Raw genomic sequence first — 14,741 nt, forward strand, 5'->3', positions numbered from 1 at the left:
GCGGGCGGGTAAGCGAAACGGTGCGCGTTTCGGATAAGAGGGAGAGAACGAGAGGACAGCGGTGCGGCCCCGGAAGGAGAGCCGCACCTGCGGAAAGAGACATCAGCGCGGTGGAATTAATATTCGTCGCCGCGCACCCGGCTGCGGTAACTTTCCCAGTCAAACCGCACCCACAGGCTGTTGCCAAGCCGCATACGATCCATCACGCGCTCGCCCAGCAGGGCATTCATACCGGCATGGTCGAGGTTCGATAACATGCCGGTCGGGCGTTTGGAAGAGGAGCGGCGATCGACGATCTGGTTAATGATCACTTTTTCATAGCGCGATTCGCTCTGCATACCGATCTCATCGATCACCAGCAGGTCGACACTGCTCAGATCCTGAATCAGCCGCTCTTCGGTAATGCCGCTGCTGCCGCTAAAGGTGCCCTTCATGCTCGACATCAGGTCGGCGACCGTCACGATCAGCACGCTTTTGCCGCGCAGGATCAGGTCATTGCCGATCGCCGCGGCCAGATGGTTCTTACCGGTGCCGGGACGTCCTGAAAAGACAAAGCTGGCGATGCTGCCGTCAAATTCTGCAGCATACTGCCGTGCCAGCTCCAGCGCCTTACGCTGGCCCTCATTCTCAACCCGGTAATTATCAAACGAGCAGTTGATATGCAGTTCGCGAATGCCGGAACGGCCCATCACGCGCTGCATCTTCATGGCGCGGTTCTCGCGTACTATCGCCTCTGAGCGCAGGCGACCCTGCTCCTGATTCCACGCCAGCAGCTCCTGGCCATTGGCAAATTTGGGGCGGGTGCCTTCAGGCATCATTTTTTTCAGACGGCTAAAGAGATCGTTTGGCGTTTTCATCATTCACCTCGGAAACCATCGGGAATGGTACGGTCAGGATCGGGCAACTGGGTGATATCACGCTTCGGTTGCCCGCCATTTGCGGCGCGGTTCATCTGGATGCTGCGCGCCAGTTTCTGCTGCCACTGGACATGATGGAACATCCGGCCTTCCGCCTGCCAGTAGGCGACAAAGGCCGCCAGCTCGCCCGGCGTGACGGCTTCAGCCAGCGCCACGCCCCAGATCGCGGCCTGGCGCGTAAAGTCGGCATCCGGCTGCCAGCCCGGATACATGGCGAACTTCCCGGCCGGTGTGTGGATCGCAGCGGGCGCATCGTCATACAGGCTGTCATCCAGCGCCACATCATTCGGTTGCCGGGCGGCAGCTTCCAGCGCCAGCAGCTCGGCCAGACGCGCCGGGGTGATGGCATACATCACCGGCGCATAGTTATCTAACACCGCCAGCGTGCCCTTTTCCGCCTGCTGCAGGGCAGTCAGCGGATCCTGTCGGAAGGCATCCAGGCCAATGAGCGTTGAAGTTAAGATTTTAGCTGACATGAAAAGACCTGAGGTTAACGAACACCTTGCGCCGGGAACCTGTCGCCGGCGCAGAAGGGGTTATTGTACCTTTTTTAACGGAGGGGATCGCTTAAAAAGCAGGAGTGCGGGTCAGTGCGAGGTCACCGGCGACGTGGCATGGCGGGCCGGTGCAGATTCCGGTGCGCGCACGGTAAGGGCAGCTGCGGCGGGGCGGGTCTGCCATACATAGCGAACCGAGGCGAGCCAGCACAGGCTGTATCCCAGCAGCTCAGTCCCCTCTTCGGCCATGTTTTTCACCACCCGGTTGTAATCCCCCAGCATCAGGTGCTGCCACAGCACATGCACACCAAACAGCCGGGAGAAGACCAGCACCACTAAAAAGCCGGAGGCCATGACCGGCCAGCTGCGGTGCTGCACCAGGGCAGCCAGCGCATGCACGCTTTTTTTCGGCGTGCGCAGCGCGACGGCCAGTGAACCTGCGGTGATGGCCAGCGCAAACCAGACCCAGCTGCCGTGCTGAATGGCATCAAACACGAAGTCGAGTTCACGGATAAGCATACAGGCGTAAAAACCGGCGACCAGGGTCAGCGCCCCGCGCTGATCGGGACGGCGTCGGGCCGCGATAAAAAAGAGTGCGGCGATGGTCGCCAGCATCACTTCCTGAGTGGTTTCGGTGAATGAGGTCTCATGCAGTGCGTCGTTCATCCAGGCGACGTCGATGTAGACAGGAACGATGGTGAGGGCAAGAAACAGCGCTGCCAGCAGAAAAACCGCGATTTCGCGGCCAATAAGAGTGAGATCGTTGCGCATAGTGTTACCAGTATAATGATTAGCAGGCTCATTATATTTTAAACGCCCGACCGCCTTTCTCTTTTTATGCCCCGCTCAGAAGCTGGCGCTGAAGCCGAAGCTGTAAAGTTGCTGTTCCTGATTATTCAGCGCTTCGTTTTGTGAAAATGAGGCGAAAGCCGCCAGATTGTCGTTCAGCGGCAGCTGCGCCCCGATACTCAGGTCGATGCCCTCGCTCTGATCCGGGCCGTTCGTCGCCTCGCGGCGGGGAGTCTGGGGCGTCTCCGCCAGCAGATAGCGATAGCTGAGCTGCGCCCAGGGCGATATCCATCCCTGCTGCGAATCGATGCGCCAGCCGACGCTGGCACTCTGCTCGCGACTCTGCTGATCGCTGTAGTCACATTGCAGACAGTTTATAGGTTGCGGATCGACGGCATACTGCGCCACCGGCCCGGTGGTGAGCGACGGCGCAACAGGCATATCCACGCCAGCCCGGTAGCGTTTTCCCAGCGGGGTGGTGCCTGCGCTGCCGGTTTCACTGTGCAGCGCGATGGGTGAGGCGGTGGGAGAGTTAATGGCGGCTTCAAACAGGGCGCGATTTTCGTCACTGAAGGTGAGGGGCGTCAGCGCGATCTTCTCTGCCAGTATCGTGTCGTAGTCCGGCAGAAAGTCGGCGTGTGGCGGCGCAGAGAGGCCGCTCCGGGCAAAAGCCGGTGCCATTAAGATTAACAGCCATGCAGCACAGCAGGTTCTCAGACCTTTCCAACCGCTTTTCGGCGACATCTCTTCTCCAGGCAGGGCTGAAGTTATTATCCGGCGTCGTAATTAAAATTCGCGCTGTCTCTGTTATTTAACCGCTGATCGTTTAACTATCAACCGATTAATTTTAAGATCAAGCGGACCGCTAAAATATTCTCGTTAAAAGGAACAAAGCGATGCAACGATGTGGTTGGGTAACACAGGATCCCCTCTATCTGGCTTATCACGACAGGGAATGGGGGGTGGCGCAGAGAGACAAGCGTGCGCTGTTTGAGATGCTCTGTCTGGAAGGACAGCAGGCGGGACTCTCCTGGATCACCGTGCTGAAAAAGCGGGAAAATTATCGCGCGGCGTTTCACCAGTTTGATCCGCAGGCGATTGCGCAGATGGACGCGCCAGCGATCGACCGGTTGCTGCTGAACAGCGGCATTATCCGCCATCCCGGCAAAATCGCCGCCATTATCGCGAATGCCCGCGCTTACCTGGAAATGGAGGCGAAAGGTGAGGATTTCAGCCAGTTCGTCTGGCAATTTGTCGATAACGTGCAAATCGTTCACCATTATCCCAACTACAGCCTGGCCCCCACCACATCAGAGCAGGCCATTGCGCTCTCAAAGGCGTTAAAGCAGCGTGGTTTTAAATTCATCGGCCCGACAATCTGCTATTCCTTTATGCAGGCCTGCGGGCTGATAAACGATCATCAGAGCAACTGTTTCTGCCATCCTGATGCCATTACCCGCTGATTCTCCATAAATCAGGATTTTTCCTCATACATCCCTGTTCCACAGGCGGCATAATCGTGCCACTTATGGGGAAGGTTTTCCCCTGTGTCTCGACTGTAAGGGAACAAAAATGCAGAAGAAATTAATCGCGATCACCCTGTTACTGAGCGGCAGCCTGGCCCTGCCTGGCTGCACCACCAATCCTTACACCGGTGAATCACAGGCGGGTAAGTCAGGCGTAGGCGCGGGCCTGGGCGCATTAGTGGGTGCCGGTGTCGGCGTGCTTTCATCGTCGAAGAAAGATCGCCGTAAAGGTGCTCTGATTGGTGCCGCAAGCGGTGCGGCACTGGGCGGTGGCGTGGGCTACTACATGGACGTGCAGGAAGCGAAACTGCGTGACAAGATGCGCGGCACCGGCGTCAGCGTGACCCGTAATGGCGATAACATCGTCCTGAACATGCCTAACAATGTCACCTTCGACTCCAGCAGCAGCAATCTGAAACCCGCAGGCGCGAACACCCTGACCGGTGTTGCAATGGTGCTGAAAGAGTATCCAAAAACGGCGGTAAACGTCGTGGGTTACACCGACAGCACCGGCACCCGTGCGCTGAATATGCGTCTCTCTCAGCAGCGTGCTGAAAGTGTTGCCAGCGCGCTGATCGTGCAGGGCGTGGCCAGCGATCGCCTGCGTACGCAGGGTGCAGGCCCGGATAACCCGGTTGCCACCAACAGCACCGAAGCCGGCAAAGCGCAAAACCGTCGCGTTGAGATCACACTCACCCCGCTGGGCTAACCGTGGTCGCCCCCTCTCGGGGGCGCCCTTTTTTCTGGAAAGCCTTACGTTAAAAGCACCAGAAAGCGTTCTGTGGATAGAGCCAGCAGAGGCTTTATGGTAGCCTGATCAAAAATTGATCAGTGGAAATTCCCCTATGTCTCTTAAAGCCATCGCGGCGGTTTTAGGTCTCTCTGTCACCACCGTCAGCCGCGCTCTCAATGGTTACCAGGATGTCGCTCAGGAGACGCGTAAACGCATCGAAGCGGAGGCGCAACGGCGCGGCTACCGGCCTAATGCGGCAGCCAGACGGCTGAAAACCGGTCGCGCTAACGCGGTGGGCCTGGTCTGTCCGCCGGGGGCTTCGCCTCTGAGTGGCAGCGATTTCAGTGACATGTTACTGGCACTGGAGCATCACCTGGCCGGTTATGATATTAACCTGCTGCTGCTGACAGATAAGCAGCAGAATCCTCCGGCGCTCACCCGCCTGTTGCGCAGCGGGGCTGTCGATGCCCTGATTATCGGCCACACTCGGCCAGATGACTGTCGGCTTCATGCGCTGCTGCAGACCGATTTTCGCTTTCTGACGCTGGGCCGCAGCGATCTGCCCGCCACCTATGCCTGGTTTGATGTTGACCATCTTGCCGGTTCGCAGCTGGCGGTGGAGTGGTCGCTGGCACAGGGACGGCGGCGGATCGCCTGGCTTGGCAGTGAGGAGAACAGCAGCCGTGCGCGCGACCGGCGTCAGGGTTATCTGACGGCGCTGGGTGATCTCGCGCCTTATGCGATGGCGGCAGTGGCACCGACGCGCCGTGCCGGCTATCAGCAGACCCGGCAGTGGCTGGCAGAGGGGCCGATGCCGGAGGTGATCATCACCGACTGTGGTGCGCTGGCGGAAGGCGCGGCTGTGGCGCTGCATCAGGCCGGACGCGCAGCGGGTGAGGATGCCATCCTGCTGGCAGGCTGGGAGGGATTACCGGGGGATGCGATTCTCGATCATCCCATTGTCGCGATTCGTCAGGCAACGCCACATCAGGCCGGAGAGCAGGTGGCGGAGATGATTGTCCGGCTGATCGAGGGTGCGCCGCCGGAGACGTTACAGACCCTGTGGCAGCCCTGGCTGCAATTACCGGCGTAGCGCTTTTTGCTCCGGGCTGCGCTTGTGCTAGTCTCTGCCGAATTTATAATTTTGCAGGATATCTCATGAAAACCAGGCCGCCTCGCGCCACCATCAGCGATGTTGCTCACGCGGCTCGGACCGGTAAAACCAGCGTTTCACGTTATCTGAACGGTGAACTGCATCTGCTCTCCGCCGATCTGAAAGCGCGGATTGAACAGGCGATAGCGGATCTCAGCTATCGTCCGAGCCAGATGGCACGCGGTCTGAAACGCGGGCGTACGCGCCTGATTGGGCTGATTATCGCCGATATCACTAACCCCTATTCCGTCGATGTCATGAGTGGCATTGAAGCCGCCTGTCGTGAGCAGGGCTTTACGCTGCTGATGTGTAATACCAACAACGAAGTGGATCTGGAGCAGCACTACCTCCAGCTGCTGAGCAGTTATCAGGTTGAAGGCATCGTGGTCAATGCGGTCGGGATGCGCGAAGAGGTGCTGAATCATCTGCAGCAGTCCCTGCTGCCGATGGTGCTGATTGACCGCAAAATCCCCGATTTTCCCTGCGATGTGGTGGGCCTGAACAACGCCGAAGCCGCCGAAACCGCTACGCGCCATCTGGTTGACAATGGCTATGAGGTATTGATGTTTCTCAGTGAGCCGCTGGGCAGTGTCAATACGCGCCGCGAGCGTCTGCAGGCGTTCCGCCATCTGCTGGCGGCGCATCCGCAGGTTGAGCATCAGAATGTGGAAGTGGTGCTGCATCAGCCCGATGCGCTTGACGCGGCGCTGCTGGCATTCCATCAGCAGCATGCGGGCAAACGCTGTGCGGTAATGGTCGCCAACGGGGCGCTGACGCTGCAGGTGGCGCGATCGCTGCAGCGACTCAACCTGCAGTGGGGCCGCGATATCGGCCTGCTCGGTTTCGATGAGCTGGAGTGGGCGGCGCTGGCTGGTGTCGGGATTACCACGCTGAAACAGCCGACCTGGCAGATTGGCTTCAGTGCGCTGGAGCGACTGATTGCCCGTATTGATGGCAGTGACCTGCCGGTTGCCGAACAGGTGTTCTCCGGCGAGCTGATCGTTCGCGGCTCCAGCCAGCCGCTTCCCTGAGGTGCAGGTTTGTTCTTACTTCGGGCTGAGCGGGCAAATCAGAGAGTGTGCCGTTAAGGTATTGTCGAAAGGGACGAAAGAAGCCTGCTCAGGACAGGCTTCTTACTGGCTTACAAAGACAGGCCGGAGAGATTTAAATTATCAGCACACACGCTGAGTGGGCCTGGGCCTGGCGTCGAGAAAACTTTTATATTATCAAACCATTCATCCGGGCTTCCCCCGAAGATAATAAAGTTTTTTTCTGGCTCGCCTGAATCACTCATATTCACGGCGCCAGCAACGCGTTCGGCTTCTGACTTATCTATGTTTCTCATTTCGATCTCCTTAATTTGCATCCGTGTAGTCGTATATTGTCGATAACCTATTCTAAGGATTCCTGCCTGAGGATATCACCCGTTAATAGCGTTACAGGCAGATCGTTATATTCTTTTCTTACTTTTATTTTGTCTATCTCTTTTTTCTGCCAAAGACCGCATGCCGCCCAGGCTTTACCTTCAGGCGTGGCGGTTGCAGATTCCATCACACTTTCAAATATCTTTACGGAGTTGTTATCTTTTAAAGCTTTTTCGTATATCAGTTGTTGTGGCATTTCCTTCGCAATAAATCCATTGAAGCCCATCGAAAATAGAGTGGCAGTGGAGAGTTCCTTTTCTATGTCCTGATCGGGTTGGGCTGAAACCGTTGTTAATCCTGAAGCAAGTAATCGTGTTATTAAAATCCATTTCATCTGCAAAACCTCCGTTTGCTATCTTATTACCGACTATAAATGACGCTGAGCAATAATAGGATGGAAATAAAGGAATTAAATTTAACAGCATCATAAAATGACGGTTTTGGTTTTTTCCGATCCGTTTTTGCATTAATCCCGCTAACGCTTTTCAGTAACGATGACTTCATAGCTATCCGCATCCCTCTTAACATGATAAAAATCCTCACTTTTTTCCTTCATCGGAGCTCTCTGATATGCACTTAGCGTACAATCCTGCGTTTGTAAGCCTCAGACCTCTCTTCGTGCTCGCTTCGTGAGCACGATCATAGTTTCACAGTTTGCTGCTTTGCTTTGGAACCGGTTCCATTTAGGGTTTTTGTATCCGCTACGCGCAAAAACCTGCCATGGAGCAGAACATGAAACCTGACATCATTGTGGTGACCGCCGCTTATGGCCATGCGCAGATCGCCGCACTGGGCGGCCAGACTGCGCTGCTGCCGATCATTCAGCAGGCTGGTGCTGATGGCGTCGAAATCCGCCGCGAACTGCTTGATGACGCGGCGCTGGCCGATCTGCCCGCAATGGCGCAGGCGGTGGCACAGCATCAGCTTCAGGCCAGCTATTCGGTGCCCGATACGCTGTTTTGTGACGGCGGCGAAATCAATCCGCGCATAACCCACTACGTTGAAGAAGCACGCCAGTTAAATGCGCAGCGGCTGAAAGTCGCGCTGGGACATTTCACCGGTGCACTTCACCGTGAAACGCTGCAGGCGCATCTGGCAGCACTGCCGTGTGAACTGACGGTGGAAAACGATCAGACCGAACAGGGCAAACTCGCACCCTCCGTCGCGTTTTTCACGGCGATCAGAGAAGCTGGGCTACCGATCACGATGACCTTCGACATGGGGAACTGGTGCTGGACCGGCGAAAACGCCTTCCAGGCCGCGCAGCAGCTGGCCGCGCAGGTCGGCTATGTGCACGTCAAAGCCGCCGTTCCGCATCAGGAGAGTTTCCGGGCAATTGCGCTGGATGAGGCGGACGCTGGCTGGCGTGACCTGCTGCAACAGCTGCCCGGCTCGGTGCCGCGCGGTATTGAATTTCCGCTGGAAGGCGACGATCTGATTGCGGTGACGCGCCACTATGTGTCGCTGCTGCGCAATGTGTAAGGAGTAAAAATGAGTCATCACACCCAATATCACACCGGTCCGCTTGATGTGGTCACCATCGGGGAAGCGATGGCGATGTTTGTCGCCCGTGAAACCGGCGATCTCGCCGCCGCAGAGACCTTTGTTAAACGCGCAGCAGGCGCAGAACTCAATGTCGCGACCGGCCTGGCGCGTCTTGGCCTGAAAGTGGGCTGGGTCAGCCGGGTTGGCGATGACGCCTTTGGTCGTTTTATCTGCCAGCAGCTGAAAAAAGAGGGCATTGACCACGCCCGGGTCACGGTCGATAACCGTTATCCCACCGGTTTCCAGCTGAAATCCAAAGTCGATGATGGCTCTGACCCGCTGGTCGAGTATTTTCGTAAAGGCTCGGCGGCCAGCCATCTGTCGGTTGACGATTTTGACGCGGACTACTTTGGCTCGGCACGCCATCTGCACCTCAGCGGGGTGGCGGCAGCGCTCTCGGAGAGTTCACTGGAACTGCTGAAGCACACGGCCAAAGAGATGCGTGCGCGTGGGAAAACCATTTCGTTTGATCCCAATCTGCGGCCGGTGCTGTGGCGCAGTGAAGAGGAGATGCGTAAGCAGCTCAATCTGCTGGCGGAGTATGCCGACTGGGTACTGCCAGGCGAAAAAGAGGGGCTGATCCTGACCGGCTACCGTCAGCCGGAAGCGATTGCGGATTTCTATCTCGATAAGGGTGTGAAAGCGGTCGTGATTAAAACCGGTTGTGACGGCGCCTGGTATAAAACTGCACAGGGTGAACAGGGACAGGTTGCGGCGATAAAAGTCGACAACGTGGTCGACACCGTAGGGGCCGGTGACGGTTTTGCCGTCGGCGTGATCAGCGCCCTGCTGGAAGGTCAGACGCTGCCGCAGGCGATTCGCCGCGGCAATAAAATTGGTTCGATGGCGATTCAGGTCATTGGTGACAGCGAAGGTCTGCCGACGCGTCAGCAACTGGGCGACGAGTAGTTCACGCGCCCCTCTACAGACACAGGAGTTCCCGATGAAAAAGCAGACAATCGCGCCAAAACGCTGGTGGTTCATCATGCCCATCGTGTTTATCACCTACAGCCTGGCGTATCTCGATCGTGCAAACTTTAGCTTCGCCTCTGCCGCCGGGATTAATGACGATCTCGGCATCACCAAAGGCATGTCCTCGCTGCTGGGCGCGCTGTTCTTCCTGGGATACTTCTTTTTCCAGATCCCGGGCGCAATCTATGCCGAACGCCGCAGCGTGAAGAAACTGATTTTCGGCTGTCTGATCCTGTGGGGTGGCTGTGCATCGCTGACCGGTGTGGTCAGCAACATTCCGATGCTGGCAGCGATTCGCTTTGTGCTGGGCGTGGTGGAAGCGGCGGTGATGCCGGCCATGCTGATTTACATCAGCAACTGGTTTACCAAATCGGAACGTTCGCGCGCCAATACCTTCCTGATCCTGGGGAACCCGGTCACGGTGCTCTGGATGTCGGTGGTGTCGGGCTATCTGATCGAATCCTTCGGCTGGCGTGAGATGTTTATCATTGAAGGGATTCCGGCGGTCATCTGGGCGATTGCCTGGTGGTTCCTGGTGCAGGATAAGCCGTCTCAGGCGCGCTGGATGAGCGATGCAGAGAAAGCGGCCCTGCAGGCTGAGCTGCAAAAAGAGCAGGAAAAGATCAAGGCGGTGCGTAACTACGGTGAAGCGTTCCGCAACCGCAATGTGATCATCCTCTGCCTGCAATATTTTGCCTGGAGCATCGGTGTGTATGGCTTTGTGCTGTGGCTGCCGTCGATTCTGCGTAACGGCACACAGATGGGCATGGTTGAAGCGGGCTGGCTGTCAGCGGTGCCTTATCTGGCGGCGACCATTGCGATGGTCGTGGTCTCCTGGGCGTCGGACAAAACCCAGAATCGTAAACTGTTTGTCTGGCCGCTGCTGCTGGTGGGGGCGCTGGCGTTCCTTGGCTCTTACCTGGTCGGCTCAAGCAACTTCTGGGCCTCCTACACCCTGCTGGTGATTGCCGGTGCCGCGATGTATGCCCCTTACGGACCGTTCTTCGCCATTATTCCTGAGATGCTGCCACGCAACGTCGCGGGCGGGGCAATGGCACTGATCAACAGTATGGGTGCACTGGGGTCATTTATCGGTTCATGGATCGTCGGCTATCTTAATGGGGCGACCGGCAGCCCGGCAGCCTCCTACATCTTTATGGGTTCGGCTCTGCTGGTGTCGGTGTGGCTGACGCTGATAGTGAAACCGGCGCAGAACAAAGCGCCGCCGCTGCGGGGCGCAAAACCGGCCTGAAAGCGTAAACGCTGAAGCGGGCTGGCCCGGTGCAGGTCCACAATGCCTGCACTGTTCGCACAGGCCTTGCCGGGCCTGTACGGAGGCGGCCCGGGCGTAAACGTCAGTCTCTGTTTTCTCCGGGCGGCCCGCAAGCCGCCCGCTACTTATTTGTTTGATCGGGAGCCACTGAATGAAACCCGCTGTAATTCTCTATAAAAAACTGCCTGACGACCTCTATGCGCGCCTGGCTGAACAGTGTGACGTGACGGAAGTGAGCAATCTTTCGCCAGAGAGCCAGCAGCAGCACGCTGCGGCGTTCCGCCAGGCCGAGGGCCTGCTGGGATCGGGCGGAAAAGTGAATGGCGAGCTGCTGGCGAACATGCCTAATCTGCGCGTCTGCTCCAGCGTCTCGGTGGGCTATGACAATTTTGACGTGGCGGCGCTGAATGCGCGTCATGTGGTGCTGATGCACACCCCGACCGTATTGACGGAAACCGTGGCTGACACCATGATGGCGCTGGTGCTGAGCACCGCGCGTCGGGTGCCGGAGCTGGATGCCTGGGTCAAAGCGGGCCACTGGCAGAAGAGCATCGGACCGGCGCAGTTCGGCATCGACGTACACCATAAAACGCTGGGCATTCTCGGCATGGGACGGATCGGGATGGCCCTGGCGCAGCGCGCCCACTTTGGCTTCGGCATGAAAATCCTCTACAACGCCCGCCGTGAGCATGAGGAGGCGCAGTCGCGCTTTGGCGCGCAGCGCTGCGAACTGAAAGAGCTGCTGCAGCAGAGTGATTTTGTCTGCATCAGCCTGCCGCTGACTGACGAAACCCACCATCTGATTGGGGCCGCCGAGCTGGAACTGATGAAGCCGGATGCGGTACTGATCAACGCCGGTCGCGGGCCGGTGGTGGATGAGAAGGCGCTGATCGCCGCGCTGCAGGCGGGCAAACTGCACGCCGCCGGGCTGGATGTGTTTGAGCAGGAGCCGGTTCCTGCCGACTCTCCGCTGCTGTCGCTGCCGAACGTGGTGACGCTGCCGCACATCGGTTCTGCCACCCACGAAACCCGCTACGGCATGATGCAGGATGCGGTGGAGAATCTTATCGCCGCGCTCGGCGGAAACGTCGATAAAAACTGCGTTAACCCTCAGGCGCTGAAATAATCGCCACGCCTTTCCATTGCGCCCGCCGATGGCGGGCGTTATGGTGAACCCCCGATTCGCAATCACAAATTTTTAACCGCTATGTCCTTTTCTCAGTTCGGCGACAAATTTACCCAACATTCCGGCATTTCACGTCTGATGGAAGATATGGGCGCAGGCCTGCGTACGCCCGGCACCATCATGCTTGGCGGCGGTAATCCGGCGCAGATCCCGGCCATGAACGACTACTTTCAGCAGCTGCTGCAGCAGATGCATGAGGAGGGCAAACTCAGCGAAGCACTGTGCAATTACGACGGCCCGCGCGGCAAAGCGACGCTGCTGGAGTCGCTGGCCGGGCTGCTGCGCGACCAGCTTGGCTGGCCGATTACCGCGCAGAATATTGCGCTGACCAACGGCAGTCAGAGCGCCTTCTTCTATCTGTTTAACCTGTTTGCCGGTCGCCGCGCCGACGGCAGCAAAAAGCGGGTGCTGTTTCCGCTGGCGCCTGAGTACCTCGGCTATGCGGATGCCGGTCTGGAAGAGGAGCTGTTTGTGTCGGCGAAGCCGAACATTGAGCTGCTGCCGGAGGGACAGTTTAAATATCATGTCGATTTCGAGCATCTGCCGATGAATGATGAGGTCGGGCTGATCTGCGTCTCGCGTCCGACCAACCCCACCGGCAACGTGATCACCGATGAGGAGCTGATCCAGCTGGATGCGCTGGCGCAGCAGCATGATGTGCCGCTGCTGATCGACAATGCCTACGGCGTGCCGTTCCCCGGCATCATCTTCAGCGAAGTGCGTCCGCTGTGGAATCCCAACATTATTCTCTGCATGAGCCTGTCGAAACTTGGCCTGCCGGGCGCGCGCTGCGGCATTATTATCGCAGACGAGAAGACCATCTCTGCGCTGAGCAACATGAACGGCATCATCAGCCTGGCCCCCGGCAGTATTGGCCCGGCCATCGCCAATGAGATGATTCGTCGCGGCGATCTGCTGCGGCTCTCCGAAGAGGTGATTAAGCCGTTTTATCAGCAGAAGGTTGCGCAGACGATTGCGATCCTGCGCCGCCATCTGTCAGAAGAGCGCTGCCTGATCCACAAGCCGGAAGGGGCGATTTTCCTCTGGCTCTGGTTCCGCGATCTGCCGATCACCACGGAAACGCTCTATCAGCGGCTGAAAGCGCGCGGGGTGCTGATGGTGCCGGGCCACTTCTTCTTCCCGGGGCTGGAGCAGGCGTGGCCGCACACCCACCAGTGTATGCGGATGAACTACGTGCCGGATGCGGAGAACATCGAGCGTGCGGTGCAGATTCTGGCGGAAGAGGTGGAGAACGCCTGGCGCGACAGCTAAGCCTGCGCGTCGGTTAACGACAGCTGGCACCACTGCGCCAGCTGTCGGATCGCCTGTTCCACTTCCGCATTCCAGCCAAAACCGGCATTCAGCCGGAAACAGTGATCGTAGCGCTGATCGGTGGCAAAAATATGGCCTGGCGCAATCCCGATGCCCGCGTTGCGCGCCTTGAGAAACAGCTCGCGCACGTTCAGCGCCTGCGGCGGCATGGCGACCCACAGCACATATCCTCCTTCCGGGTCAGAGACCGTTGTCCCGGCCGGAAACTCCCGCAGCACCGACAGACGCATTTCGCTGATTTGCCGCGCCAGTTCGCGCCGCAGCTTGCGCAGGTGAGCATCATAGCCGCCGCTGCGCAGCAGTTCCGCCACCGCCGCCTGCGACAGCACCGAGGTGCCCATGGTGGAGGTATATTTCAGCGAGGCGATCTTACGCATGTAGTTGACGCTGTGGACCCAGCCGATGCGGATGCCGGGTGCCACGGTTTTCGAGAAGCCGCTGCAGAGAATGGCGTTGGGGCTGAAGGCGCGCATCGGGAAAGGGCGACGCTCACCAAAGGCGGTATCGCCAAAAATATCATCCTCAATGATCACCACATCGTTTTCATCGGCCTGGCGCGCAATATAGGCTTTCTGCTCGTTGGGAATGCTTTTTCCCAGCGGATTGTTGACGTTGCACAGCGTCAGAAAGACCCGCACCGCTTTGCGCTGAAACAGACGGGTGAGGGTTGCCACATTCACATAGCCTTCCGGCCCGGCTTCCACTTCAATCACCCGTAAGTTGAGGTTATGCAGCATCTGCAGCAGGACGAAATAGCAGGGGGACTCCACCGCCACCACATCGCCTGGCTGGGTCGTGGCGCGCAGTGACAGCGAGATCGCCTCAATACAGCCGTTGGTGATCAGAATATCGTCGGCGCTGATATTGCAGCCGTAATCGACCGCGCGCCGGGCAATCTCCGTTTTCAGCGGCGCATAGCCGGTGCCCTTCACCGTGTTACCGAGCAGGGCGGGTTTGCTGTAACCCATCTGGCGCATCAGCAGGCCAATCCGCCTGATCGGATAGAGGGCACTGTCGCCGTTCGCCAGATCGAGGCGCACCCGGCAGTCTGATCCGAGCATCGCCAGATGCAGTTCGGTCTGCTCATCCAGCGGGGCGATGGCGCGGGGCTGTTCGCTGACGGCGGGTAACGCACGCGAAGCGGGCCGCTGTGGGGCAACAAAAAAGCCCGACTTCGGGCGGGCGACGGCGTAGCGCTCATCTTCCAGCGTACGCAGGGTTTTCAGGGCAGTGGTGAGGCTGACATTGTACTGTGTCGCCAGGGTGCGCACCGAGGGCAGACGGCTGTCGGGTGCCAGTGAACCGGCATGGATCGCCTGTTTAATCTGTTCTGCTATCTGGCGATAACGGCTGCTCTGACTCTCCTGTTCCCCGATAACCCCGGTCATCTGTTC

Annotated in this window: 16 protein-coding genes; 9 read left to right on the plus strand and 7 right to left on the minus strand. The window is 58.2% G+C overall.

Annotated elements, in window-relative coordinates:
- Window positions 1–116: 116 nt before the first annotated feature.
- The 4 genes from dnaC to AC6I7A_RS00150 all read right to left on the minus strand — a co-directional run bounded on the left by dnaC (window position 117) and on the right by AC6I7A_RS00150 (window position 2,947).
- Window positions 117–857 carry a replicative helicase loader DnaC gene (gene dnaC, locus AC6I7A_RS00135; protein WP_009088239.1) on the minus strand — a complete coding sequence of 247 codons (741 nt, stop codon included), beginning with the start codon at window positions 855–857 and terminating at the stop codon, window positions 117–119.
- Window positions 857–1,393: a primosomal protein DnaT gene (dnaT, locus tag AC6I7A_RS00140; protein ID WP_009088241.1), complete on the minus strand. Its 537-nt coding sequence runs from the start codon at window positions 1,391–1,393 to the stop codon at window positions 857–859. Before dnaT ends, dnaC begins: the two co-directional genes overlap by 1 nt.
- A gap of 111 nt (window positions 1,394–1,504) precedes the next feature.
- A complete protein-coding gene (locus AC6I7A_RS00145) occupies window positions 1,505–2,185 on the minus strand; it encodes a hypothetical protein (RefSeq protein WP_058957187.1) in 681 nt (226 codons plus the stop codon).
- Window positions 2,186–2,260: 75 nt separating this feature from the next.
- Window positions 2,261–2,947 carry an autotransporter gene (locus AC6I7A_RS00150; protein WP_009088245.1) on the minus strand — a complete coding sequence of 229 codons (687 nt, stop codon included), beginning with the start codon at window positions 2,945–2,947 and terminating at the stop codon, window positions 2,261–2,263.
- A gap of 152 nt (window positions 2,948–3,099) precedes the next feature.
- On the opposite strand from AC6I7A_RS00150, the gene AC6I7A_RS00155 reads away from it, so the two are divergent.
- From AC6I7A_RS00155 to AC6I7A_RS00170, 4 genes are all read left to right on the plus strand, one after another.
- Window positions 3,100–3,666, plus strand: coding sequence for a DNA-3-methyladenine glycosylase I (locus tag AC6I7A_RS00155; protein ID WP_058957186.1), 567 nt, complete (start codon window positions 3,100–3,102; stop codon window positions 3,664–3,666).
- 109 nt (window positions 3,667–3,775) lie between these two features.
- Window positions 3,776–4,438 carry an OmpA family lipoprotein gene (locus AC6I7A_RS00160; protein ID WP_009088249.1) on the plus strand — a complete coding sequence of 221 codons (663 nt, stop codon included), beginning with the start codon at window positions 3,776–3,778 and terminating at the stop codon, window positions 4,436–4,438.
- 136 nt (window positions 4,439–4,574) lie between these two features.
- On the plus strand, window positions 4,575–5,555 hold the full coding sequence (locus AC6I7A_RS00165) for a LacI family DNA-binding transcriptional regulator (protein ID WP_009088250.1): 981 nt from the start codon (window positions 4,575–4,577) through the stop codon (window positions 5,553–5,555).
- A gap of 65 nt (window positions 5,556–5,620) precedes the next feature.
- Entirely contained in the window at window positions 5,621–6,646 is a 1,026-nt protein-coding gene (locus AC6I7A_RS00170) for a LacI family DNA-binding transcriptional regulator (protein ID WP_058957185.1), read from the plus strand.
- A gap of 110 nt (window positions 6,647–6,756) precedes the next feature.
- On the opposite strand, the gene AC6I7A_RS00175 is transcribed toward AC6I7A_RS00170, so the two are convergent.
- Window positions 6,757–6,960, minus strand: coding sequence for a hypothetical protein (locus AC6I7A_RS00175; protein ID WP_058957184.1), 204 nt, complete (start codon window positions 6,958–6,960; stop codon window positions 6,757–6,759).
- 47 nt (window positions 6,961–7,007) lie between these two features.
- Window positions 7,008–7,373, minus strand: a complete 366-nt coding sequence (locus AC6I7A_RS00180; protein ID WP_058957183.1) for a hypothetical protein — start codon at window positions 7,371–7,373, stop codon at window positions 7,008–7,010.
- A gap of 398 nt (window positions 7,374–7,771) precedes the next feature.
- Between AC6I7A_RS00180 and AC6I7A_RS00185 the strand changes: the two genes are divergently transcribed.
- From AC6I7A_RS00185 to AC6I7A_RS00205, 5 genes are all read left to right on the plus strand, one after another.
- On the plus strand, window positions 7,772–8,521 hold the full coding sequence (locus AC6I7A_RS00185) for a hypothetical protein (RefSeq protein ID WP_058957182.1): 750 nt from the start codon (window positions 7,772–7,774) through the stop codon (window positions 8,519–8,521).
- 9 nt (window positions 8,522–8,530) lie between these two features.
- Window positions 8,531–9,493, plus strand: coding sequence for a sugar kinase (locus AC6I7A_RS00190; RefSeq protein WP_009088257.1), 963 nt, complete (start codon window positions 8,531–8,533; stop codon window positions 9,491–9,493).
- A gap of 34 nt (window positions 9,494–9,527) precedes the next feature.
- Window positions 9,528–10,808, plus strand: coding sequence for an MFS transporter (locus AC6I7A_RS00195; RefSeq protein ID WP_058957181.1), 1,281 nt, complete (start codon window positions 9,528–9,530; stop codon window positions 10,806–10,808).
- A gap of 172 nt (window positions 10,809–10,980) precedes the next feature.
- Window positions 10,981–11,955 (plus strand): glyoxylate/hydroxypyruvate reductase GhrB, encoded by a 975-nt coding sequence (gene ghrB / locus AC6I7A_RS00200; protein WP_009088261.1) that lies wholly within the window; start codon window positions 10,981–10,983, stop codon window positions 11,953–11,955.
- Window positions 11,956–12,036: 81 nt separating this feature from the next.
- The gene (locus AC6I7A_RS00205; RefSeq protein ID WP_009088263.1) at window positions 12,037–13,287 is read left to right on the plus strand and encodes a valine--pyruvate transaminase; all 1,251 of its coding nucleotides are present in this window, start codon (window positions 12,037–12,039) and stop codon (window positions 13,285–13,287) included.
- Here the strand turns inward: AC6I7A_RS00205 and AC6I7A_RS00210 are convergent.
- Window positions 13,284–14,735, minus strand: a complete 1,452-nt coding sequence (locus AC6I7A_RS00210; protein WP_058957180.1) for an aminotransferase-like domain-containing protein — start codon at window positions 14,733–14,735, stop codon at window positions 13,284–13,286. The two genes, AC6I7A_RS00205 and AC6I7A_RS00210, sit on opposite strands and share 4 nt — an antisense overlap.
- Window positions 14,736–14,741: the final 6 nt, after the last annotated feature.

This window comes from Type-F symbiont of Plautia stali (assembly GCF_059731105.1).

What these genes read in the sequence shown, in the direction of transcription:
- AC6I7A_RS00195 (WP_058957181.1), top strand. Translation starts at nt 9,528, where the DNA reads ATGAAAAAGCAGACAATCGCGCCAAAACGCTGGTGGTTCATCATGCCC.
- AC6I7A_RS00205 (WP_009088263.1), top strand. Translation starts at nt 12,037, where the DNA reads ATGTCCTTTTCTCAGTTCGGCGACAAATTTACCCAACATTCCGGCATT.
- ghrB (WP_009088261.1), top strand. Translation starts at nt 10,981, where the DNA reads ATGAAACCCGCTGTAATTCTCTATAAAAAACTGCCTGACGACCTCTAT.
- AC6I7A_RS00185 (WP_058957182.1), top strand. Translation starts at nt 7,772, where the DNA reads ATGAAACCTGACATCATTGTGGTGACCGCCGCTTATGGCCATGCGCAG.
- AC6I7A_RS00155 (WP_058957186.1), top strand. Translation starts at nt 3,100, where the DNA reads ATGCAACGATGTGGTTGGGTAACACAGGATCCCCTCTATCTGGCTTAT.
- AC6I7A_RS00165 (WP_009088250.1), top strand. Translation starts at nt 4,575, where the DNA reads ATGTCTCTTAAAGCCATCGCGGCGGTTTTAGGTCTCTCTGTCACCACC.
- AC6I7A_RS00190 (WP_009088257.1), top strand. Translation starts at nt 8,531, where the DNA reads ATGAGTCATCACACCCAATATCACACCGGTCCGCTTGATGTGGTCACC.
- AC6I7A_RS00180 (WP_058957183.1), bottom strand. Translation starts at nt 7,373, where the DNA reads ATGAAATGGATTTTAATAACACGATTACTTGCTTCAGGATTAACAACG.
- AC6I7A_RS00150 (WP_009088245.1), bottom strand. Translation starts at nt 2,947, where the DNA reads ATGTCGCCGAAAAGCGGTTGGAAAGGTCTGAGAACCTGCTGTGCTGCA.
- dnaT (WP_009088241.1), bottom strand. Translation starts at nt 1,393, where the DNA reads ATGTCAGCTAAAATCTTAACTTCAACGCTCATTGGCCTGGATGCCTTC.
- dnaC (WP_009088239.1), bottom strand. Translation starts at nt 857, where the DNA reads ATGAAAACGCCAAACGATCTCTTTAGCCGTCTGAAAAAAATGATGCCT.
- AC6I7A_RS00145 (WP_058957187.1), bottom strand. Translation starts at nt 2,185, where the DNA reads ATGCGCAACGATCTCACTCTTATTGGCCGCGAAATCGCGGTTTTTCTG.
- AC6I7A_RS00170 (WP_058957185.1), top strand. Translation starts at nt 5,621, where the DNA reads ATGAAAACCAGGCCGCCTCGCGCCACCATCAGCGATGTTGCTCACGCG.
- AC6I7A_RS00210 (WP_058957180.1), bottom strand. Translation starts at nt 14,735, where the DNA reads ATGACCGGGGTTATCGGGGAACAGGAGAGTCAGAGCAGCCGTTATCGC.
- AC6I7A_RS00175 (WP_058957184.1), bottom strand. Translation starts at nt 6,960, where the DNA reads ATGAGAAACATAGATAAGTCAGAAGCCGAACGCGTTGCTGGCGCCGTG.
- AC6I7A_RS00160 (WP_009088249.1), top strand. Translation starts at nt 3,776, where the DNA reads ATGCAGAAGAAATTAATCGCGATCACCCTGTTACTGAGCGGCAGCCTG.